Genomic DNA, 23,359 nt, shown 5'->3' on the forward strand with positions numbered 1-23,359 from the left:
ATGAGTGAAAAAGGCTTTAAATACAGTATTTTAGCATCAGGCTCCAGTGGAAATTCCTTTTATCTGGAAACCCCAAAAAAGAAAATCCTAGTGGATGCAGGTTTGTCTGGTAAGAAAATTACAAGTCTGCTAGCTGAAATCAATCGCAAACCTGAAGATCTGGATGCGATTTTAATTACGCATGAGCATTCAGACCATATCCATGGGGTCGGTGTCTTGGCTCGCAAATATGGTATGGATCTTTACGCCAATGAAAAGACTTGGCAGGCTATGGAGAATAGTAAGTATCTTGGCAAGGTAGACTCTTCGCAAAAGCATATCTTTGAAATGGGCAAAACCAAAACCTTTGGTGATATCGACATTGAGAGTTTTGGAGTTAGCCATGATGCGGCAGCACCACAGTTTTACCGCTTTATGAAGGATGACAAGAGCTTCGTCATGCTGACCGATACAGGTTATGTTAGTGATCGTATGGCTGGGATTGTCGAAAATGCGGATGGTTACCTCATTGAGTCAAATCATGATGTAGAGATTTTGCGAGCAGGATCTTACGCTTGGCGTCTCAAACAGCGAATTCTATCGGATCTCGGTCACCTTTCTAACGAAGACGGAGCTGAGGCTATGATTCGTGCCATGGGAAATCGAACCAAGAAAATCTACCTTGGTCACTTGTCCAAAGAGAACAATATCAAGGAGCTGGCTCATATGACCATGGTCAATCAGCTAGCTCAAGCCGATTTGGGAGTCGGAGTTGACTTTAAGGTCTACGACACTTCACCAGATACCGCAACACCATTGACAGATATATAAAAAGAAGGCGAGTGCCTTCTTTTGTTATACATAGTTATTATTTTCTAGTCCAAACACCATTTAAAATATGATATAATAAGGTTTATAGTACGAGAAAGGTTGTCTTATGACGATAGATATTAGTGAAGAAAAGTTGGCTATGGAGTCTGCTGACTTATTAAAAATTCTTTTAAATGATCGAACGACCAAGAAGAATATTGTTTGGGCGACGCATTCTTATGAATTGTTAGGAAAGGGATTTGCTCCAATCGATCGTATCACTCCAAGTAGGGTGACGGGAAACTATGCAAACTTGATTCAACCCCGATCAGAAAAGTCTAAGTATGAGCAAAAAGACCGAACCAAGATTAGAGCCGAAGTCTTTACGCCAACTTGGTTGGTTGAAAAGCAAAATGGCTACGTGGAAGCTGAACTTGAATCTCTGGATCTTGAAGATTATATCCAATTACGCTGGCTAGAAATCACCTGTGGTGAAGCACCTTATATGGTTTCTCGCTATGATACAGTGACTGGTGAGGAAATTCCATTATCTGAGCGAGTTGGTTTTCTTGATAGAAAATTGCAACGCATTAGTCGTGAGGTCTCAGATGAAGCCACCTTCTATGAGCTTGTAAAAAAAGCTTATCGATCTTCTTATGGATATGAGTATCAAGGAGATTCTCTGCTTTTGGCGCGTGAAAATCTTTTAGCAACATTTGAGGACTACTATCTTGCAAAGACTGGAAATCAACCGACCTTAGAGCAAAAGAAAGAAATTGCGACTATTATCTCCTACAATGTCTTTCAAATGGATGGATTGAATAAAATCAGTCCTTACTCAGCTACACAAGAGCAATCTCAACAGCTAAGCTTGTTTTCAGATGAGCTAGAAGTCCAAGAAGTAGAAGAATCTAAAACCCAAATCAAAGACTGGAAAAAGAATAAAATGATAGGTTTTGAGAGCCTATCTAGCGAGGAAAGTGAAATGAAATTTGATGTCGTGATAGGAAATCCGCCGTATCAGGAAGAATTACAAGGAACAAGTGATAAACCAATATATCATCATTTCATGGATGAATCTTATAAAATTAGTAGAAAATCAGTATTGATAACACCTGCTAGGTTTTTATTTAAGGCTGGTAAAACACCAAAATCATGGAATGAAAAAATGCTGTTGAATGAACATTTCAAAGTCATGTATTATGTCCAAGATTCTTCGAAAGTTTTTCCTGGTACGGATATTAAAGGTGGAGTGACGATTAGTTACCACGATAATGATAGAGTTTTTGGAGCGATTGAAACATATACCGCTTTTGATGAACTGAATTCAATTTATAAAAAAGTCTATCATAGAAATGATTTCAAATCTTTAAGTGACTATGTTTTTGCACCAGAAAGTTATAAATTAACAGAAGTCCTACACAGTGATTTTCCTAATTTCGTAGACAGGTTAAGTAAGGGTCATAAATTTGATGTGACAACAAATATTTTTGAAAAGTTGCCTGAAATTTTTACGGATGATAAACCAGAATGTGAATCAATTCAGTTAATAGGTAGGATAAATAATGAACGTGTAATAAAATTTGTTCCAAAGAAATACATCAAAGGACCTGGGAATTTGGATAAATATAAGGTGATACTGCCAAAAGCAAATGGCAGTGGGGCGATTGGCGAAGTCCTATCGACCCCACTCGTGGGTACCCCACTCGTGGGTCACACACAGACCTTTATTTCTATTGGTAAATTAGAAACATTGGATGAAGCAGATTCATTATTTAAGTATATAAAATCTAAATTTGCTAGGACTTTGTTAGGTGTACTAAAAATTACACAAGATAATAAAAAAGGAACATGGAAATATGTCCCACTCCAAGACTTTACGGTCAATTCGGACATTGATTGGACACAATCAGTGGCTGATATTGACCTCCAGCTCTATAAAAAATATGACCTTTCTCCTGAAGAAATTGCCTTTATTGAGACTCATGTAAGGGAGATGGATTAGAAAAGTATTTTTATTTGACAAATTATGCTCAGTGATCTATAATAGACACATAGGATTAGGTCAGGAAGCATACGATGCACTGACCCTTTTTTGTTTTATAGGAGATAAGTTTGAAGGAACATAAAACATTTAATCAACAGTTAACAATCTTAAGAAATAGGGGTGTTGTAGTCCCAACAAATGGGAAGCCAAAGAGATTTTTAGAACAAGAAAACTATTACAACGTTATAAACGGTTATAAAGATTTATTTTTAGTAAAGGGCAGCAATAATCAACCTGTTGAACCTGAAATTTATCAAGAAGGAACTCACTTTAACGAACTAAAGGCCTTGTTTTTATTTGATAGAGAACTAAGGATATTGTTATTGAAATATTTATTGATATTCGAAAATTCAATAAAGACTACAGTTGCATATGAATTCTCTAAAAAATACCCTCGTAAGAATGCTTATTTAGATATTGCAAATTTTGTAGACAATGATCCTAAAAAAGTTCTTCAACAAATCTCTATCTTAACAAAGACTATTCATGATAAGGTAGATAGAAGTGGCGCTATCAAACATTATATTGAAGAACACGGAGAAGTACCACTTTGGGTTTTAGTTAATTTTCTTACAATGGGGAACATTGCTAATTTTTACAACATTTTAACGGATAGTACAAAAAATATTATCGCAAAATTTTATACAGATAAATATAGAGCACAGAATAAAGACAATACATTTAGACTATCTAGTGCAGATTTAAGTGCATGTTTAAAAGTGGCTAACTTGGTTAGAAATATCTGTGCACATGATGAACGACTGTACAATGTTAATTTAAGAAATGTTCGAATATCTCAAATAGCAAATCATTTTGGGATAAGGAGATATGATAATAAACGTTTCATAGTGCTCATTCTATTTTTAAAAATTGTACTTGATAAGAAAGATTTTCAAAGATTGTATAAAGCTTTAAGAAATCTGTTCAATCAGTATGCTGATGAATTTAAAACTGTAGTGTTTGAGGATATTTTAAAGACTATGGGAATAGATTTAACAGAAATGGAAAAATTAGCTTAATTTTTTTAAAAAAGGAATACTTATGCCAGTAGAAATTAAAACTTCTAAAGAGATTCATCCTAAAATCTATGCCTACACCACCCCTACGGTAACAAGTAATGAGGGCTGGATTAAGATTGGTTATACAGAGCGTGATGTTACACAACGGATTAAAGAACAAACGCATACTGCTCATATAGATACAGATGTCTTATGGACTGGGGATGCAGCCTATACGGAAGAACCTGATAAGGGAAAGACATTTAAGGATCATGATTTCCACCATTTCCTTTCTTTCCATGATGTGGAACGTCGTCCTAAGACGGAATGGTTTTACTTTAATGGGACACCTGAGAAATCTAAAAATCTTTTTGATAAGTTTGTTCAGCATGATTTGTCTGGTTATCAGCCTGGCCAAGGACAGGACTATACTCTGCGACAAGAGCAAGAAGAAGCAGTTTCTAAGACCTTAACTTATTTCAAGAATCACCTAGGAGATAAGTTCCTCTGGAATGCCAAGCCACGTTTTGGTAAAACCTTATCTACCTATGACCTAGTTCGTCGAATGGATGCCGTCAATGTCCTGATTGTAACAAACAGACCTGCCATTGCCAACTCATGGTACGATGATTTTGAAAAATTCATAGCTGGTCAAACGACTTACAAGTTTGTTTCAGAGTCAGACAGCCTTAAATATCGCCCAACTTTGTCACGTAAAGAATTTGTTAGTATTTTAGATGACGATGTAAGACAGCTAGCTTTTATCAGTCTCCAAGACTTGAAAGGCTCTGCTTATCTTGGTGGAGAGCACAATAAACTCAAATGGGTCACTGATCTACATTGGGATTTGTTGGTTATCGATGAAGCGCACGAAGGAGTTGCTACCTTCAAGACAGACCAAGCCTTTAATAAGATTCGTCGAAACTTTACCTTGCATCTATCAGGAACTCCATTTAAGGCATTAGCCAAGGGAGAATTTACCGAGGAGCAGATCTACAACTGGTCTTATGCGGATGAGCAGGCAGCTAAAACTACTTGGTCGCCTGAGCAAGAAGAGGAGAATCCATATGGGAGCTTGCCTCAGTTAAATCTCTTTACCTATCAAATGTCTCAGATGATTGGTGAGGAGTTAGAAAAAGGTGCTCAACTAGACGGCGAAAATATCGACTATGCTTTTGACTTGAGTGAATTTTTCGCTACAGATGATAAAGGGAAATTTATCTATGAGCAAGATGTCAGAAATTGGTTAGATACTCTATCAAGCAATGAGAAATATCCATTTTCAACCAAAGAACTTCGGAACGAACTCAAGCATACTTTTTGGCTCTTAGAACGTGTAGCCTCAGCAAAAGCCTTAAAAGCACTGCTAGAGGAACATCCCATCTATGAAAACTATGAGATTGTGTTAGCTGCTGGTGACGGGCGTATGTCTGAGGAAGATGATAAGGTTAAACTCAAATCCCTAGACTTGGTTAGAAAAGCGATAGCAGAGAATGACAAAACTATTACCCTATCCGTCGGTCAGTTGACGACAGGTGTGACGATCCCTGAATGGACAGGCGTATTGATGTTATCAAACTTGAAATCACCTGCCATTTATATGCAAGCTGCCTTCCGTGCTCAAAATCCATACTCATGGAGCGATAACAAAGGAAATCACTTCCGCAAAGAAAGAGCCTATGTATTTGACTTTGCGCCAGAAAGAACCCTGATTCTCTTTGATGAGTTTGCAAATAACTTATCACTTGCGACTGCAGGAGGTGGTGGAACTTCCGCAACTCGTGAAGAGAACATCAGAGAACTCTTAAATTTCTTCCCTGTCATAGCAGAAGACCGTGCAGGTAAGATGGTTGAAATTGATGCTAAGGCAGTTCTGACTATACCGCGTCAAATAAAAGCTAGGGAAGTCCTCAAACGTGGCTTTATGTCTAACCTCCTATTTGATAATATCAGCGGTATTTTCCAAGCCAGTCAAACCGTTCTAGACATCTTAAATGAACTACCAGTTGAAAAGGAAGGCAAGTTACAAACACCTTCTGATTTACTAGACTTTTCAGGTGTTAAAGTGGATGATGAGGGCAATGCAGTGGTTGACCATGAAATCGTGGTCAATCAACAAGCACGACTTTTTGGTGAAAAAGTTTATGGGCTTGGTGAGTCTGTTGCTGAGTTAGTCACAAAAGATGAAGAAAGAACTCAAAAACAGCTGGTCAATGACTTGAGTAAGACCGTTTCTTCAGTAATTGTAGAAGAATTGAAGGCTGGATATGATCTGAAAACTCGGGAAACAGACCAGATCAAGAAACAAATTGTAGCAACATTTGAGAACGAAGTTCGAAAAAATGAGATAGAACGTAAAATTTCTGAAGCTCATATCAAGGAAGAGTTGCAACAACAGCTCAAGGAAGAAAATGATAAAGAGCAAAAAGATAAGATTCAAGAAGTTCTTGAAAAACGTTTAGAAGAAAATAATCTCATTCATAAAGAAAAACTAGAACAAACACTCAAAAAAGAAGTGGAAAAAATGCCTGAGAAGTTTATCGAGCAGGTTGAGGTCAAACGTGTTGAACAGTTGAAACAATCTGCTCAAGATGAGATTCGGGACCATCTTCGAGGATTTGCACGAACAATTCCAAGTTTCATCATGGCCTACGGCGATCAATCTCTAACACTTGATAATTTTGACACCTTTGTTCCTGAGCATGTCTTCTTTGAAGTGACTGGTATTACGATTGACCAATTTCGTTATTTGAGAGATGGTGGGCAGGATTTTGCAGGACATCTCTTTGATCGAGCAACATTTGATGAAGCCATCCAGGAATTTCTTCGCAAGAAAGAGGAGTTGGCAGATTATTTTAGAGATCAGAAAGAAGATATTTTCGACTATATTCCACCACAGAAAACCAATCAGATTTTTACTCCTAAACGTGTGGTGAAGAGAATGGTGAATGACCTTGAAAAAGAAAATCCAGGAATCTTTGATGATCCATCTAAGACATTCATTGATTTGTACATGAAGTCAGGCCTTTATATTGCAGAGCTTGTTAAGCGGCTATATAACAGCAATGGTTTACGAGAAGCATTTCCAAGTCCTGAAGAACGCTTAAAACATATCCTAGAAAATCAAGTTTATGGATTTGCACCTTCAGAAATAATCTATAATATTTCCACTAACTTTATCTTTGGAAATCTCTCCCAAGGGATCAGTAGAAAGAACTTTGTTCTAGAAGATACAATCCCTGCAGCTAAAGAAGGGAAAATCCAAGAATTGGTAGATAAATATTTTGAATATAAGTAAAAAAGAAGGCGAGTGCCTTCTTTTTTATATATTTTTACAATCCAGCAAAGTCCTTGATTTCTTGTGCGGACATGGAAGAGTCGCAACGGACATTGATTTGGCCATCTGCAACGTGGACAAATCCTGGCACAGTTGGTATTCCATAACGTGAGCGGAATTCTTGCAATTCATTGAGTTGGCTTGGTTCTTCACTGTTGATGAAGTAGATGTGGGCTTTAGTTTCAGCTACGACACCTGCCAATGTGCCAGCAAATTTACGGCAGTAAGGGCAAGTTTTACGGCCAATAAAGAAGGTTGCTGTTTCTTTATTATCGAGTGCTTCTTGTGCACGCGCAACTGTAGTGACTTCAAGGTCTTTAATGTTTTCTAAAAATTGTTCCATGAGATTACCTCGCTTTCATTGATAAGTCTAGTATGCCATAAAGTTTCTAAAAATGCTTAGATTTGATACGAAAAAAGATGAGATTGGTTGGTCTCATCTTTTATAATTTATTATTTAACAAAAGCATTGATTTCCGCTTCGATGTTAGCAATCTTAGCTTGTGAATCTTCGTTGCTTTCACCCACAACGGCAATGTAGAACTTGATTTTTGGTTCTGTACCTGAAGGGCGAACTGCAATCCATGAACCGTCAGCAAGTGTGTATTTCAAAACATCACTTGGAGGAGTTGTCAAGTTTGTAACAGTACCGTCAGCAGCAGTAGCAGTTTGAGCCTTGAAGTCTTCTACGACAGTGATAGCTGTTGTGTTCCATTCTTTTGGAGCATTGTTACGGAACTTAGCCATAATGGCTTTGATTTGTTCTGCACCATCAACACCAGAAAGGGTAACAGAGATTGTCTTTTCAGCGTAGTAGCCGTATTCTTTGTAGATTTCTTCGATACCATCAGCAAGTGTCAAACCACGTGAACGGTAGTAGGCAGCAAGTTCAGCAACGACAAGAACAGCTTGAATAGCATCTTTATCACGTACGAATGGTTTAATCAAGTAACCGAAGCTTTCTTCAAATCCCATCATGTAAGTGTGATTGTGTTTTTCTTCAAATTCTTGGATTTTTTCAGCGATAAATTTGAAACCTGTCAAAACGTTGAACATGGTTGCGCCGTAGCTTTCAGCAATCTTCGTTACCAAGTCAGTTGATACAATTGATTTGCAAAGGGCTGCATTTTCAGGAAGAGTTCCAGCATTTTTGTGTGCTTCCAAGATGTACTTAGCCATGATAGCACCGATTTGGTTACCTGAAAGGTTGAGGTAGCTTCCATCTTTTTGAAGAACTTCAACACCAACACGGTCAGCGTCAGGGTCAGTTGCAACAAGCACATCTGCACCAACTTGACGACCAAGTTCTTCAGCAAGGGCGAAGGCTGCTTGGCTTTCTGGGTTTGGAGATTTTACAGTTGAGAAGTCTGGGTCTGCAGTTGCTTGTGCTTCAACAACTTGAACAGAGTCAAATCCTGCTTGAGCAAGAGCACGACGAGCCAACATTTCACCCGTACCATGAAGTGGTGTGTAGACAATCTTCATGTCTTTACCGAATTCTTCAATCAAGGTTGGGTTGATGTTTACGTCTTTAACTTCTTTAAGGTATTCTGCATCAACAGCTTCGCCGATAACTTCAATCAAGCCAGAAGCTTTTTCAGCTTCGGCATCAGCAACTTCCACAGCGAATGGATTTTCGATAGCACGAATATAAGTAGTCAAAGCGTCTGCATCGTGTGGAGGCATTTGTCCACCGTCTTCTCCGTAAACCTTGTAACCGTTAAATGGAGCAGGGTTGTGACTGGCAGTAATCATAATACCTGCGAAACAGTTGAGGTGACGAACTGCAAATGACAGTTCTGGAGTTGGACGAAGGCTTTCAAATACGTAAGATTTGATACCGTGTTTAGCAAGAACTGCCGCAGATTCAAAGGCAAACTCAGGTGAGAAGTGACGGCTATCGTAGGCAATTGCTACACCACGTTCTTTTTCGTTTCCACCTTTTGACTCAATCAAACGAGCCAAACCCTCAGTTGCTTGACGAACAACATAGATGTTGATGCGGTTTGTACCAGCACCGATCAAACCACGCATACCAGCAGTACCAAATTCAAGATTGGTATAAAAGGCGTCTTCCTTAGTTTTTTCGTCCATATTTTCCAAATCTTGACGAAGGTAGTCTGGAAGATCAGCAAAATCGAGCCATTTTTGATAATTTTCTTGGTAAGTCATAGAGTGTCTCCTTTGTTTATTTGCTTTAATCGCTTTCATTATATCACGATTTGACATTTTAGTAAAACGTTAGCATAACTTAAAATGTAGGAAATTTACTTATGCACTTTAGCGGGAAAATGGTGGGTACCATGCTTACTTATACTAAGTTAGGGATGAATATCAATTATCTAATTTTTAAAAATATTAAAAGTTATAGTATTTTTGTGGGATTTTAAATAAAATAAATCGTAAATATTGTTATATTCTATTTATTTTATAAAGAATTCTTTAATGTATCAAATGAAGGTATAGAAAAATTTAATGTAAAACTCTATAAATTTAAGATATTTTGAAAATATCTGGTTTCTGTTTTGAATTTTATAGTGCGTATGGTAAAATATAGTAAATCATTAAAGGAGAATCCATTATGAAAAAAATTCTTAAGCATTCTGCTTTGCTTTTATCAGCTTTAGCACTTGTTGCCTGTGGAGCTCAAAAAAAAGCAAGCGACAATGGTACTGCCTCGAACTCAAACTTTGAAGTTTCTGTAAAAGACGGTATGTTTGTATTGCCTAAAGACGAAGATTCATCTTCAAGCTACCTTGCACTTCAAGTCGAAATCAAGAACAATCGTGATAAACAGTTTAGTTTTACTAGCCAAGATATTACGCTTTATAATGAAAAAGATGAAAAATTACAACCAATTCAAATCCACGAAAGCGACAGTAAAACTAAGTTTATGTCATATGGAGACAGTCTTTCTAAAGGAAAGAGCGTTGCTGGTTATGTAGTGTATGAGGTTGACAAGAATGCTAAGTATGAACTTCACTTCGCGCCTAGCTTTTACGATGACATCAAAGAAAATTCTAAAAAGAATAACGATGTAGCAATCAAGGTGGATCCAAGTCAGTATGAAGACAATATTGATGAAGCGAAAGATGTAATGAAAAAATATGTCGATGCTGTTTACCTTAATGGGGAAAGTTCTGGTGGTGGAACGAACCTAAGTGCTACTGATAATAAGTCACAAGTTGTTGCGCTTGCTGATGATAAAAAATCTTCTGATAATAGTGCTGAATTCACAAACGATGCGAAAGCTGATAAAGAAGAGTTTATCAAGAAATTTACAGAATCGTTCGGAAAAGGCTTCTATAACTACAAACCGTCTGATTCAGAACTTAGAACATTCGCAGATGCCTACATCAAAGCAAATGCTAAGAGAGCAAAAGTTGATTACAAGGTGAAGACATACTTACCAGACTATGCTGTTGTTTATGTTAGACCAGAAACAATCGACTTGGATAACTTGAATGTTTATGAATTGAGCCGTAAATTCTACGAAGAAAACAAAGGTAAATATAGCAACTACTCTGAAGCTATGAAAGCTGGTGAAAAATACATTTTAGAAAATGCACCGAGTCAATTTGATTCAACTCCTCTAGACACTAGTGATAACATGAAGAAAGAGGGTTATGAAATTAAAATGACTAAGAAAGATGGAAAATGGACCATCGATACCTCTTCTAAAAACTATGAATTGAAAGATATGGCTCGCACATTCCGTGGAGGCATTGGATACTAAGATGAAAGGTTCGAGTTTATGACTCGAACTTTTTTCGTTGCAATTGTGCAAAAGAGAAAAAGATAGTAAAATAGAGATATGATTATTTTACAAGCTAATAAAATTGAACGATCTTTTGCTGGTGAGGTTCTTTTTGATAATATTAATCTGCAGGTAGATGAACGAGACCGAATTGCTCTTGTTGGGAAAAATGGTGCAGGTAAGTCTACTCTTTTAAAGATTTTGGTTGGGGAAGAGGAGCCAACTAGTGGAGAAATCAATAAGAAAAAAGATATTTCTCTGTCTTACCTAGCCCAAGATAGCCGTTTTGAGTCTGAAAATACCATTTATGATGAAATGCTCCATGTCTTTGATGATCTACGCCGTACGGAGAAACAACTGCGTCAGATGGAGTTGGAGATGGGTGAAAAGTCTGGTGAAGATCTAGATAAACTAATGGCGGATTATGATCGTTTATCAGAGAATTTCCGTCAGGCTGGTGGCTTTACCTACGAAGCTGATATCCGCGCTATCTTGAATGGTTTCAAGTTTGACGAGTCTATGTGGCAGATGAAAATTGCTGAGCTTTCAGGTGGTCAAAATACTCGTCTTGCACTGGCTAAAATGCTCCTTGAAAAGCCAAATCTCTTGGTCTTGGACGAGCCAACCAACCACTTGGATATCGAAACCATTGCCTGGTTGGAAAATTACCTAGTAAATTATAGTGGTGCACTCATTATTGTCAGTCACGACCGTTACTTTTTGGATAAGGTTGCGACGGTTACACTCGATTTGACTAAGCATTCCTTAGATCGTTATGTAGGTAATTACTCTCGCTTTGTTGAGTTAAAGGAGCAAAAGCTAGCTACTGAGGCAAAAAACTATGAAAAGCAACAGAAGGAAATTGCGGCTCTAGAAGACTTTGTCAGTCGCAATCTAGTCCGAGCTTCAACGACCAAGCGTGCCCAATCTCGCCGTAAACAACTAGAAAAAATGGAGCGTTTGGACAAGCCTGAAGCTGGCAAGAAATCAGCCAACATGACCTTCCAGTCGGAAAAAACGTCTGGAAATGTCGTTTTAACCGTTGAAAATGCGGCTATTGGCTATGATGGGGAAATACTCTCTGAGCCAATCAATCTGGACCTTCGTAAAATGAATGCTGTTGCCATCGTTGGACCAAACGGCATCGGGAAGTCAACCTTTATCAAGTCTATTGTGGATCAGATTCCCTTTATCAAAGGAGAGAAGCGTTTTGGTGCCAATGTTGAGGTTGGATACTATGATCAGACTCAAAGTAAGCTAACACCAAGTAATACTGTTCTAGATGAACTTTGGAATGATTTTAAACTGACACCAGAAGTTGAAATCCGCAACCGTCTTGGTGCCTTCCTTTTCTCAGGAGATGATGTTAAAAAATCAGTTGGCATGCTGTCAGGTGGCGAGAAAGCTCGTTTACTTTTGGCTAAATTGTCTATGGAAAACAACAACTTCCTGATCCTTGACGAGCCAACCAACCACTTGGATATTGATAGCAAGGAAGTGTTAGAAAATGCTCTGATTGATTTTTATGGAACCCTTCTTTTTGTCAGCCACGACCGTTACTTTATCAATCGTGTAGCCACTCATGTACTGGAATTGTCTGAGAGTGGTTCAACCCTCTACCTTGGAGATTATGACTACTATGTTGATAAAAAGGCTGAAATAGAAGTCAGCCAGATAGAAGATGCTTCAACTAGCAATCAAGCAAAAGAAGCAAGTCCAGCTAATGACTATCAGGCTCAGAAAGAAAGTCAGAAAGAAGCCCGTAAGCTCATGCGCCAAATAGAGAGTTTAGAGGCTGAAATTGAAGAGTTAGAAACTCAAAGTCAAGCCATTTCTGAACAAATGCTGGAAACCAACGATGCTGAAAAACTCATGGAATTTCAGACAGAACTGGACAAAATTAGCCATCGTCAGGAAGAAGCCATGCTTGAGTGGGAAGAATTATCAGAGCAGGTGTAAAGATGGAACATCTTGGAAAAGTATTTCGTGAATTTCGAACCAGTGGGAACTACTCTTTAAAGGAAGCAGCGGGCGATTCTTGCTCGACCTCTCAGTTATCTCGCTTTGAGCTTGGTGAGTCTGATTTAGCAGTTTCCCGTTTCTTTGAGATTTTGGATAATATTCATGTGACTATTGAAAATTTCATGGACAAGGCTAGGGATTTTCAAAATCATGAACATGTTGCCTTGATGGCACAGATTATTCCGCTTTACTACTCAAATGATATTGCTGGTTTTCAAAAGCTTCAAATGGAACAGCTTGAGAAAGCAAAGAGTTCGACCAATCCCCTCTATTTTGAGCTGAATTGGATTCTGCTACAAGGACTGATTTGTCAAAGAGATGCTCGTTACACGATGAGTCAGAGTGATTTGGATAAGGTGGCGGATTATCTTTTCCAAACAGAAGAATGGACCATGTATGAGTTGATTCTTTTCGGTAATCTCTATACTTTCTACAATGTGGACTATGTGGCTCGGATTGGCAGAGAAGTGATGGAGAGGGAAGACTACTACAAGGAAATTGGTCGTCATCGAAAACTTGTTTTGATCTTAGCTCTTAACTGTTACCAGCATTGTTTGGAAAATCGATCCTTTGCGGATGCGGACTATTTTGAGGGCTATGTGGAGAAGTTGATTGGAAATGGTATCAAGCTTTATGAGCGCAATATCTTCCATTATCTCAAAGGTTTCGCCCTCTACCAGAGAGACTTGAAAGAAGAGGGTTGTAGTCAGATGCAGGAGGCTATGCATATTTTTGATGTGCTTGGACTTCCAGAGCAAGTGGCCTATTATCAGGAACATTATGAAAAATTTGTAAATGCTTAAATTTCCCAAATAAGGGAAAAATAAAGAGACTCCTTTCAGTTTTGATACAATAGTTTCAAAATTTGAGAGGAGCTTTTTATATGAATCGATATGCAATCCAGTTGATTAGTCGTGGTGCTATTAATAAAATAGGAAATATGCTCTATGATTATGGAAACAGTGTTTGGTTGGCATCAATGGGAACGATAGGGCAGACTGTTCTTGGGATTTATCAAATTTCTGAACTCGTCACATCGATTCTGGTCAATCCCTTTGGCGGAGTGATTTCAGACCGATTTTCGCGTCGCAAAATTTTGATGACGACAGACTTGATTTGTGGCGTTCTTTGCTTAGCTATTTCTTTCATCAGAGATGATAGCTTGATGATTGCTGCCTTGATTTTTGCCAATATTGTTCAGGCGGTTGCCTTTGCATTTTCTCGTACATCTAACAAAGCCATTATAACTGAGGTTGTAGAGAAAGACGAGATTGTGACCTATAACTCTCGCTTGGAGTTAGTTTTACAGGTTGTAGGAGTCAGTTCTCCGGTGCTTTCTTTCCTCGTTTTACAATTTGCCAGTCTCCATATGACGCTTGTTTTAGATGCCATTAGTTTTTTCATTGCATTTACCTTAGTAGCTTTACTTCCCCAAAAAGAGACTCAGGAACAAGTGAAAAGGACTTTCAGCTGGAAAAATATTTTTGCTGATATGAAAGAAGGGATTCGCTATATTTGGCGCCAGCAAGAGATCTTTTTCCTTTTGGTAGTAGCTTCCAGTGTTAATTTCTTTTTTGCAGCTTTTGAATTTCTCCTCCCTTTTTCAAATCGACTATACGGGGTAGAAGGAGCTTATGCAACTATTTTGACTATGGGCGCTATTGGTTCGATTATCGGAGCTCTTCTAGCTAGTAAAATAAAGGCAGGTGTTTATAATCTTTTGATTCTATTGGCCTTGACTGGAGTTGGAGTTTTTATGATGGGCTTACCATTGCCAACTTTTCTTTCCTTTTCTGGAAATTTAGTTTGTGAACTGTTTATGACGATATTTAATATTCACTTTTTTACTCAGGTGCAAACCAAGGTTGAGGGGGAATACTTGGGGAGAGTACTAAGCACCATTTTTACCTTAGCCATCCTATTTATGCCGATTGCAAAAGGCTTTATGACGGTGCTACCAAGTGTTCATCTCTCTTCTTTCCTGATAATTGGAAGCGGGGTTATTGCCCTGTCTTGTTTCTCCCTCGTTTATGTGCGAAGTCATTTTAAAAAAGAGTTATAATTTCTCTTTTTTAGAAAATATTACACTACAAACCATTTTTCAGTCCTTCTCTATTGTGAGGAGGGCTTGCTTTGTGGTAAAATGGGATTATGAATGAAAGAATGAATGAGTTAGTTGCCTTACTTAACCGCTATGCGACCGAGTACTATACGAGTGACAATCCCTCGGTTTCAGATAGCGAGTATGATCGCCTCTACCGAGAGTTGGTCGAATTGGAAGCTGCCTATCCGGATCAAGTTTTAGCGGACAGTCCGACCCATCGTGTTGGTGGTAAGGTTTTAGATGGTTTTGAAAAATACAGTCATCAGTATCCTCTATACAGTTTGCAGGATGCTTTTTCACGTGAAGAGTTAGAAGCTTTTGATGCGCGTGTGCGAAAAGAATTACCCCACCCGACCTATATTTGCGAGCTGAAAATCGATGGTTTGTCTATCTCGCTTACGTATGAAAAGGGAATTTTGGTAGTCGGTGCGACACGTGGGGATGGTTCTGTTGGTGAAAACATCACAGAGAACCTCAAGCGTGTCAAGGACATTCCTTTGACCTTGCCAGAAGAACTTGATATCACTGTTCGTGGAGAGTGTTACATGCCACGCGCTTCCTTTGATCAGGTCAACCAAGCTCGCCAAGAAAATGGAGAGCCTGAATTTGCTAATCCTCGTAACGCAGCTGCAGGAACCCTCCGTCAGCTGGATACAGCAGTAGTGGCCAAACGCAATCTTGCGACTTTCCTCTATCAAGAAGCCAGCCCTTCTACTCGTGATAGTCAAGAAAAAGTCTTGGAGCATCTTGAACAGCTTGGTTTTGTAGTTAATCCTAAACGAATATTGGCTCAAAGTATAGATGAGGTATGGGATTTTATCCAAGAAGTAGGACAAGAACGGGAGAAACTGCCTTACGATATCGATGGGGTGGTCATCAAGGTTAACGACCTAGCAGGTCAAGAAGAACTCGGTTTTACCGTTAAAGCACCTAAGTGGGCAGTAGCTTATAAATTTCCTGCTGAGGAAAAAGAAGCTCAACTCCTTTCAGTTGACTGGACAGTAGGTCGTACGGGTGTTGTGACCCCGACTGCCAATCTAACACCTGTTCAGCTTGCTGGCACAACTGTTAGCCGTGCAACTCTTCACAACGTAGATTATATTGCTGAAAAGGATATCCGCAAAGATGATACGGTTATCGTTTATAAGGCTGGAGATATCATCCCTGCTGTTCTGCGTGTGGTAGAGTCTAAACGTGTTTCTGAAGAAAAACTAGATATTCCGACTAACTGTCCGAGCTGTGACAGTCAGTTGCTTCATTTTGAAGATGAAGTGGCTCTTCGTTGTATCAATCCACGCTGTCCTGCCCAAATCATGGAAGGTTTGATTCACTTTGCCTCTCGAGATGCTATGAATATTACGGGTCTTGGTCCATCTATCGTCGAAAAGCTTTTTGCTGCTAATCTGGTTAAGGATGTGGCAGATATTTACCGTTTGAAAGAAAACGATTTCCTTCTTTTAGAAGGCGTCAAGGAAAAGTCTGCTTCTAAACTATATCAGGCCATTCAAGCATCCAAGGAAAACTCTGCTGAAAAACTCTTGTTTGGTCTGGGAATTCGCCATGTCGGAAGTAAGGCTAGCCAACTCTTGCTCCAACATTTCCACTCTATTGAAAATCTAGCCCAAGCAGATCCTGAGGAAGTAGCAAGTATCGAGAGCTTGGGTAGTGTGATTGCCCAAAGCCTTCAGACTTATTTTGCTACAGAAGGATCGAAGATTCTTTTAGACGAGTTGAAAGAAGCTGGAGTTAATCTGGACTACAAAGGGCAGACAGTAGTAGCAGATGCAGCCTTGTCAGGTTTGACAGTTGTATTAACAGGAAAATTGGAACGTCTCACACGTTCTGAAGCCAAAAATAAACTCGAAATCCTTGGTGCTAAAGTTACAGGCAGTGTATCTAAGAAAACGAATCTTGTCGTAGCAGGAGCAGATGCAGGAAGCAAGCTCCAAAAAGCACAAGAACTTGGTATCGAAGTTCGAGATGAAGCTTGGCTAGAAAGTTTGTAAAGAATAGTTGAAAACTAGATGTTAGATAGTCTGAAACTATCTCTCCTGATGTGTTTTTATATCTATTAATGCTATTCTCTATTGTGCTGAAATTCCCGCTAAATTCTTCAGCACTACATAAAAAAATTGAAATTAGGAATTAGGAAAAGAAATGTATAGATACCCAGTAGTCATCCATTTTCACCGAAAAAATGGGGATTATGATGCTTGTTCATTCAGTAGAAAACAGGCAGATGTTAAAGAAAATTTGTATTATGAAAATGACTATTTTGGAGCAAAATTCTCCTTTACAGTTACAAGTGCAGAAAGGCTCGATACTCTGACCTTTTCTGTCGAAATAGATGGAAAGACAAAAGATTATCTCCTACGGTTTAACTATTATCCACTGTTGACTGAGGTTTGGATTTTGGATGGTGATGAGACGGTTTATTATTCTGAAAATCCAGCCATTGCAAGTTCTTGCTATAAAGATCGAAACCCGTTTGCTTTTGATAAAGCCTTTCACAGTGAAAGTTTTGATCACCATTGGGGATACCAAGGAGAGTTGGGGTATAGTATCTCTGACTACCAGACAAGCTTTAAACTCTGGGCTCCAACCGCTACAGCAGTCCAAGTGGTCGTTTATGAAAATACAAGTAACGACGCGCCGATTTGGAAAACCTTTAATCTTGAGCGTGGGAATAGCTATTCATACAGTCATAAGTACAATACCATTGGTGTTTGGAGTGTAGATTTAGACGAAAATCTTGCAGGTAAAGCTTATCAGTATCAGATTGAGTTTCCACACCATCAGACTTTGACACGAGATCCTTACACTATTGCTACAAGCTCTGACGGGAAACGTTCCGTCATTCTCTCTCAGCAAGATAGACAGGTAGAAGGATTTAAAGTCAAGCATGGGACAGACGCTCCTTGGCGTTTGGAAAACCCATGTAAAGCGGTTATCTGTGAGATGCACATTCGTGATTTTACAAAATCGCCAACATCTGGAGTTCCAGAAAATCTTCGAGGGACCTTCCTTGGTGCTGCCCAGACAGGAACGACCAACCAATTCGACCAAGCAACCGCCTTTGACTATATCAAAGAACTCGGCTGTAATTATGTTCAGCTCCAACCAATCTTTGATCGCCATAAGGAATACGACGAGGACGGAAATGTAACCTATAACTGGGGTTATGATCCTCAAAACTACAATGCCCCAGAACCAAGTTTCTCTAGTAACCCAGATGATCCTGGACAGGTTATTCGAGACCTCAAGACCATGATTCAGGCATATCACGATGCAGGAATCGGTGTCATTATGGATGTCGTTTATAACCATACCTTCTCAACGGTCGATGCACCTTTCCAAACAACTGTTCCTGATTATTACTATCGTATGAATCCAGATGGAACCTTTCAAAACGGAACAGGTGTTGGAAATGAAACCGCAAGCGAACACGAAATGTACCGTAAGTACATGATTGACTCACTCCTTTATTGGGTGAAAGAATACAATATTGACGGTTTCCGTTTTGACTTGATGGGAATTCACGATGTCAAAACCATGCAGGCAATTCGTTGGGCACTTGATGAAGTTGATCCACGTATTATCACCTATGGAGAAGGTTGGGATATGGGGATCGGTCTTGCGCCTTATGATAAGGCCAAGAAGGACAATGCCTACCAGATGCCAAATATTGGATTCTTCAATGATGATCAGCGTGATGCCATCAAAGGAGGAGAAGTTTATGGTTCAATCAAGGCAGGATTTGTTAGTGGTGCAGCTACAGAACCGATTGTAGCCAAAGCTATTCTTGGTAGCCGAGAGTTGGGCTCATATCTTAGTCCAAACCAAGTTCTTAACTATGTGGAAGCCCATGATAATTACAACTTGCATGATTTGTTAGTAACCCTTCATCCAGATTACAGTTCAGATAAGATTATGCGTCAGGTTGAGACAGCAACAGCGATGAGCGTTCTTATGCAAGGGATGTCCTTTATAGAGTTGGGTCAAGAATTTGGCCGCACCAAACTCCTTGCTACTGGAGAAAATGGTGAGCTGACTCCGGCAGATAGAGAACGCGCCATGAATAGTTATAATGCTCCAGATAGTGTCAACCAGGTCAACTGGGATTTAATCAATGAGAGACAAGAGAGCATTGAATTTATCCGTCAGATTATTCGTCTAAAAACACAAACGCGTGCTTTCTCTTATCCTACATATGAAGAAGTTTATCGTCATGTCTTCGTCCATACAGCTGCTGAAAATAGTGGGTGGATTGTTTACGAAATTCACGGTGCTGCAGAGCATTTATTGGTGGTATTTAATGCCAAGGGAACCTCCTTCTACTTTGAAAATGCAGGAAATCTTGAAATGCTTGTGTCCAACAGTCGTTCTCAAGAGTCTAATGTGATTGATGATATCAGCGTTGCAGTCTTGAAGGTACTTTCATAGTAAATACTACAAAAAGGTTTAGTTAACTCTAGACCTTTTTTATTTTTATTGAAAAACCAATATCTAATAGGAATAAATTTCAAATAATTTGAAGAATCAAGTTTGTGAAAAAAATATCAATATTTTCCAAAAAGGGGTTGTAATTTTCTGAAAATTTGATAAAATAAGGTTTAATCATTTTCAGGAGGAAGAGAATTTGACACATTATCAGAATTTAGTGAATGGAAAATGGAAATCATCAGAGAATGAAATTGCCATCTATTCTCCCATCAATCAAGAAAAGTTGGGTACAGTACCTGCTATGAGTCAGGCTGAAGTAGATGAGGCGATGAAAGCTGCGCGTGCAGCTCTCCCAGCATGGCGTGATTTAGCACCCGTTGAGCGTGCAGCCTATTTGCATAAGACAGCAGACATTTTGGAACGTGACAAAGAAAAAATTGGTACCATTCTTGCTAAAGAGGTTGCAAAAGGGATTAAAGCAGCCATTGGAGAAGTAGTACGTACAGCAGAATTGATTCGTTTTGCTGCCGAGGAAGGTCTCCGTATCACTGGACAAGCAATGGAAGGTGGCGGTTTTGAAGCTGCAAGTAAAAATAAACTAGCCGTTGTCCGTCGTGAACCAGTTGGTGTCGTTTTAGCTATTGCACCATTTAACTATCCAGTCAACCTTTCTGGATCTAAGATTGCTCCGGCTTTGATTGCAGGAAATGTCGTTATGTTCAAACCCCCAACACAAGGATCTATTTCTGGCCTCTTGCTAGCTAAAGCATTTGACGAAGCAGGAATCCCAGCAGGTGTCTTTAACACCATCACTGGACGTGGTTCTGAAATCGGAGACTACATCATCGAACACAAGGAAGTGAACTTCATTAACTTTACAGGTTCAACACCGATTGGTGAGCGTATTGGTCGTTTAGCTGGTATGCGCCCGATTATGCTTGAACTTGGTGGGAAAGATGCAGCAATTGTCTTAGAAGATGCAGATTTAGAAAATGCAGCTAAGCAAATCGTAGGTGGTGCCTTTAGCTACTCTGGTCAGCGTTGTACCGCTATCAAACGTGTTTTGGTTGTGGAAAGCGTAGCAGACAGATTGGCAGAATTGCTCCAAGCTGAAGTTGCTAAGCTAACAGTCGGTGATCCATTTGACAATGCAGATATCACACCTGTTATTGATAATGCTTCAGCTGATTTCATCTGGGGATTGATTGAAGATGCTCAGGAAAAAGGAGCTAAAGCGCTCAGCCCAATCAAACGTGAGAATAATCTCATTTGGCCAGGACTTTTTGATTATGTCACAAGAGATATGAAATTAGCCTGGGAAGAACCATTTGGACCTGTTCTCCCAATTATTCGAGTTTCAGATGCTAATGAAGCGGTAGAAATTGCTAATGAATCAGAATTCGGTCTTCAATCTTCCGTCTTTACAAATGACTTTAAGAAGGCGTTTGAAATTGCTGAAAAACTTGAAGTTGGAACCGTTCATATTAATAATAAAACACAACGTGGACCAGATAATTTCCCATTCCTTGGTGTAAAAGGTTCTGGTGCAGGTGTACAAGGAATTAAATATAGTATCGAAGCGATGACAAATGTCAAATCCATTGTTTTTGATGTGAGATAATTTATAAAATCAGGAAAATAACTTCCTGATTTTATTTTTTTCAAAACAATACAGTAGAAAATTGATAAAAAACGAATATTCTGGTATTATAATAAAAAAATATATGGAAATTGTTTCGTGTTCTATTTTCTGGATATCTTTTTTAAAATGCTAGGTAATTTTTTGAAGGCTTTCATAAAAAAATATGATTTCCTTCGTAAATTACTTGAAAGTTATCTTAAAAGAGTGTATAATAGAATTATAGAAAACGCTTACAAAAGAAAGGGGATTGAATGAATAATCAAGAAGCATTAAGAACCTTTACTACAGGTGAGAACTTTCACCTCCAGCATTATTTAGGAGCGCATAGAGAGGAGAAAAACGGAGAAATTGGCTATACCTTTAGGGTTTGGGCCCCAAATGCACAAGCAGTTCATCTAGTTGGTGATTTTACCGATTGGGTTGAGAATCAGATTCCCATGGTTCGTAATGAAGCAGGTGTTTGGGAAGTCTTTACAAGTCAAGCCCAGGAGGGTCAGATTTATAAATATCATATCACGCGTGCAAATGGTCACCAGATTATGAAGATTGATCCTTTGGCAGTTTATTTTGAAGCTAGACCGGGTACAGGAGCAGTTCTGACCAATATCCGTGAAAAGAAATGGAAAGATGGCCTTTGGTTAGCACGTCGCAAACGTCTGGGATTTTTCGAGAGACCAGTTAATATATATGAAGCTCATGCAGGGTCTTGGAAGAGAAATCCAGATGGTAGTCCCTATACGTTTTCGCAACTGAAAGACGAGTTGATTCCATACTTAGTTGAGATGAACTATACACATATTGAGTTCATGCCGTTAATGGCTCACCCACTTGGATTGAGCTGGGGCTATCAGCTTATGGGTTACTTTGCTTTTGAACATTCCTATGGTACACCTGAGGAATTCCAAGATTTTGTTGAAGAGTGTCATATAAATAATATCGGTGTTATCGTCGACTGGGTTCCGGGTCATTTCACTATTAATGATGATGCATTGGCATATTATGACGGTACACCAACTTTTGAATACCAAGACCACAACAAGGCTCATAACTACGGTTGGGGTGCACTGAATTTTGACCTCGGGAAAAATGAGGTCCAGTCTTTCCTGATCTCAAGTATTAAATTTTGGATTGATTTTTACCACTTAGATGGTATTCGGGTCGATGCAGTGAGCAATATGCTGTATCTAGATTATGATAATGCTCCTTGGACTCCAAACAAAGACGGTGGAAACCTTAACTACGAGGGTTATTATTTCCTTCAACGTTTGAACACCGTTATCAAGCTTGCTCATCCAGATATCATGATGATTGCAGAAGAAAGTTCATCAGCAACAAAGATTACTGGTATGAAAGAAATGGGCGGCCTTGGGTTTGACTATAAATGGAATATGGGCTGGATGAATGATATTCTCCGTTTCTATGAGGAAGATCCGATTTATCGCAAGTATGACTTTAATCTTGTGACTTTCAGCTTTATGTATGTTTTCAATGAAAACTATCTCCTGCCTTTCTCACATGATGAAGTGGTTCATGGCAAAAAGAGTATGATGCATAAGATGTGGGGGGATCGCTACAATCAGTTCGCAGGTCTGCGCAATCTCTACACCTATCAAATTTGTCATCCAGGTAAGAAACTCTTGTTCATGGGTAGTGAGTACGGGCAATTCCTCGAGTGGAAGTCTGAGGAGCAGTTGGAATGGTCTAATCTAGAAGATCCGATGAATGCCAAGATGAAGCATTTTACTTCTCAACTCAATCAATTCTATAAAGACCATCGCTGTCTGTGGGAAATTGATACTAGTTATGATGGTATCGAGATTATCGATGCTGATAATAGAGATCAGAGTGTCCTTTCCTTTATTCGTAAGGGCAAGAAAGACGAAATGTTAGTATGTGTCTTTAATATGGCACCAGTTGAACGTAAGGACTTTACGATTGGTTTACCTGTTGCAGGTATTTACGAAGAAGTTTGGAATACAGAATTAGAAGAATGGGGAGGTGTGTGGAAAGAGCACAATCAAACAGTTCAGACTCAAGAAGGCTTATGGAAAGATTATGAGCAGACTTTGACCTTTACCCTGCCTGCCATGGGAGCAAGCATCTGGAAGATCAAGCGTCGTTTGAAACCAACCAAGAAAAAAGAATAATGGGCTGATGATGATATTTTTTAGATTTTAAAAACGGATGTACTTGTATTGGACTTGAAACACAAGAGAAATG

14 protein-coding genes are annotated in these 23,359 nt (G+C 39.0%); 12 read left to right on the forward strand and 2 right to left on the reverse strand.

Going from position 1 to position 23,359, the window contains the following annotated elements; all coding sequences use genetic code 11:
- The 4 genes from MK385_RS02335 to MK385_RS02350 all read left to right on the forward strand — a co-directional run bounded on the left by MK385_RS02335 (position 1) and on the right by MK385_RS02350 (position 7,132).
- A complete protein-coding gene (locus tag MK385_RS02335; RefSeq protein ID WP_001290607.1) occupies positions 1-810 on the forward strand; it encodes an MBL fold metallo-hydrolase in 810 nt (269 codons plus the stop codon).
- 106 nt (positions 811-916) lie between these two features.
- Positions 917-2,794: an Eco57I restriction-modification methylase domain-containing protein gene (locus tag MK385_RS02340; RefSeq protein ID WP_000150978.1), complete on the forward strand. Its 1,878-nt coding sequence runs from the start codon at positions 917-919 to the stop codon at positions 2,792-2,794.
- Between the two features lie 110 nt (positions 2,795-2,904).
- Positions 2,905-3,855 (forward strand): Abi family protein, encoded by a 951-nt coding sequence (locus MK385_RS02345; protein ID WP_000658134.1) that lies wholly within the window; start codon positions 2,905-2,907, stop codon positions 3,853-3,855.
- Positions 3,856-3,877: 22 nt separating this feature from the next.
- The gene (locus MK385_RS02350; protein ID WP_216728356.1) at positions 3,878-7,132 is read left to right on the forward strand and encodes a DEAD/DEAH box helicase family protein; all 3,255 of its coding nucleotides are present in this window, start codon (positions 3,878-3,880) and stop codon (positions 7,130-7,132) included.
- A 34-nt stretch (positions 7,133-7,166) separates the two neighbouring features.
- Here MK385_RS02350 and MK385_RS02355 read toward each other — a convergent pair whose 3' ends face one another.
- Complete coding sequence (locus tag MK385_RS02355; RefSeq protein ID WP_000434662.1) at positions 7,167-7,514, reverse strand: thioredoxin domain-containing protein; 348 nt, start codon at positions 7,512-7,514, stop codon at positions 7,167-7,169.
- A gap of 110 nt (positions 7,515-7,624) precedes the next feature.
- Positions 7,625-9,343, reverse strand: a complete 1,719-nt coding sequence (locus MK385_RS02360) for a phospho-sugar mutase (protein WP_247924146.1) — start codon at positions 9,341-9,343, stop codon at positions 7,625-7,627.
- 409 nt (positions 9,344-9,752) lie between these two features.
- Between MK385_RS02360 and MK385_RS02365 the strand changes: the two genes are divergently transcribed.
- The 8 genes from MK385_RS02365 to glgB all read left to right on the forward strand — a co-directional run bounded on the left by MK385_RS02365 (position 9,753) and on the right by glgB (position 23,286).
- Positions 9,753-10,907, forward strand: coding sequence for a DUF4352 domain-containing protein (locus MK385_RS02365; RefSeq protein WP_000722095.1), 1,155 nt, complete (start codon positions 9,753-9,755; stop codon positions 10,905-10,907).
- Positions 10,908-10,985: 78 nt separating this feature from the next.
- Positions 10,986-12,887 (forward strand): ABC-F family ATP-binding cassette domain-containing protein, encoded by a 1,902-nt coding sequence (locus tag MK385_RS02370; RefSeq protein WP_268725178.1) that lies wholly within the window; start codon positions 10,986-10,988, stop codon positions 12,885-12,887.
- Between the two features lie 2 nt (positions 12,888-12,889).
- Positions 12,890-13,753, forward strand: coding sequence for an Rgg family transcriptional regulator (locus tag MK385_RS02375; RefSeq protein WP_049490624.1), 864 nt, complete (start codon positions 12,890-12,892; stop codon positions 13,751-13,753).
- 80 nt (positions 13,754-13,833) lie between these two features.
- Entirely contained in the window at positions 13,834-15,012 is a 1,179-nt protein-coding gene (locus tag MK385_RS02380; protein WP_268725179.1) for an MFS transporter, read from the forward strand.
- Between the two features lie 89 nt (positions 15,013-15,101).
- Positions 15,102-17,060 carry an NAD-dependent DNA ligase LigA gene (gene ligA / locus MK385_RS02385; RefSeq protein ID WP_268725180.1) on the forward strand — a complete coding sequence of 653 codons (1,959 nt, stop codon included), beginning with the start codon at positions 15,102-15,104 and terminating at the stop codon, positions 17,058-17,060.
- A gap of 151 nt (positions 17,061-17,211) precedes the next feature.
- Positions 17,212-19,497 (forward strand): type I pullulanase, encoded by a 2,286-nt coding sequence (pulA, locus tag MK385_RS02390; protein ID WP_049490619.1) that lies wholly within the window; start codon positions 17,212-17,214, stop codon positions 19,495-19,497.
- A 196-nt stretch (positions 19,498-19,693) separates the two neighbouring features.
- The gene (locus MK385_RS02395; protein ID WP_049490616.1) at positions 19,694-21,118 is read left to right on the forward strand and encodes an NADP-dependent glyceraldehyde-3-phosphate dehydrogenase; all 1,425 of its coding nucleotides are present in this window, start codon (positions 19,694-19,696) and stop codon (positions 21,116-21,118) included.
- A gap of 272 nt (positions 21,119-21,390) precedes the next feature.
- Entirely contained in the window at positions 21,391-23,286 is a 1,896-nt protein-coding gene (gene glgB / locus MK385_RS02400; protein WP_268725181.1) for a 1,4-alpha-glucan branching protein GlgB, read from the forward strand.
- Positions 23,287-23,359 lie beyond the last annotated feature (73 nt).

This window comes from Streptococcus oralis, assembly GCF_026782125.1.
Classification (GTDB): Bacteria; Bacillota; Bacilli; order Lactobacillales; family Streptococcaceae; genus Streptococcus; species Streptococcus oralis_CE.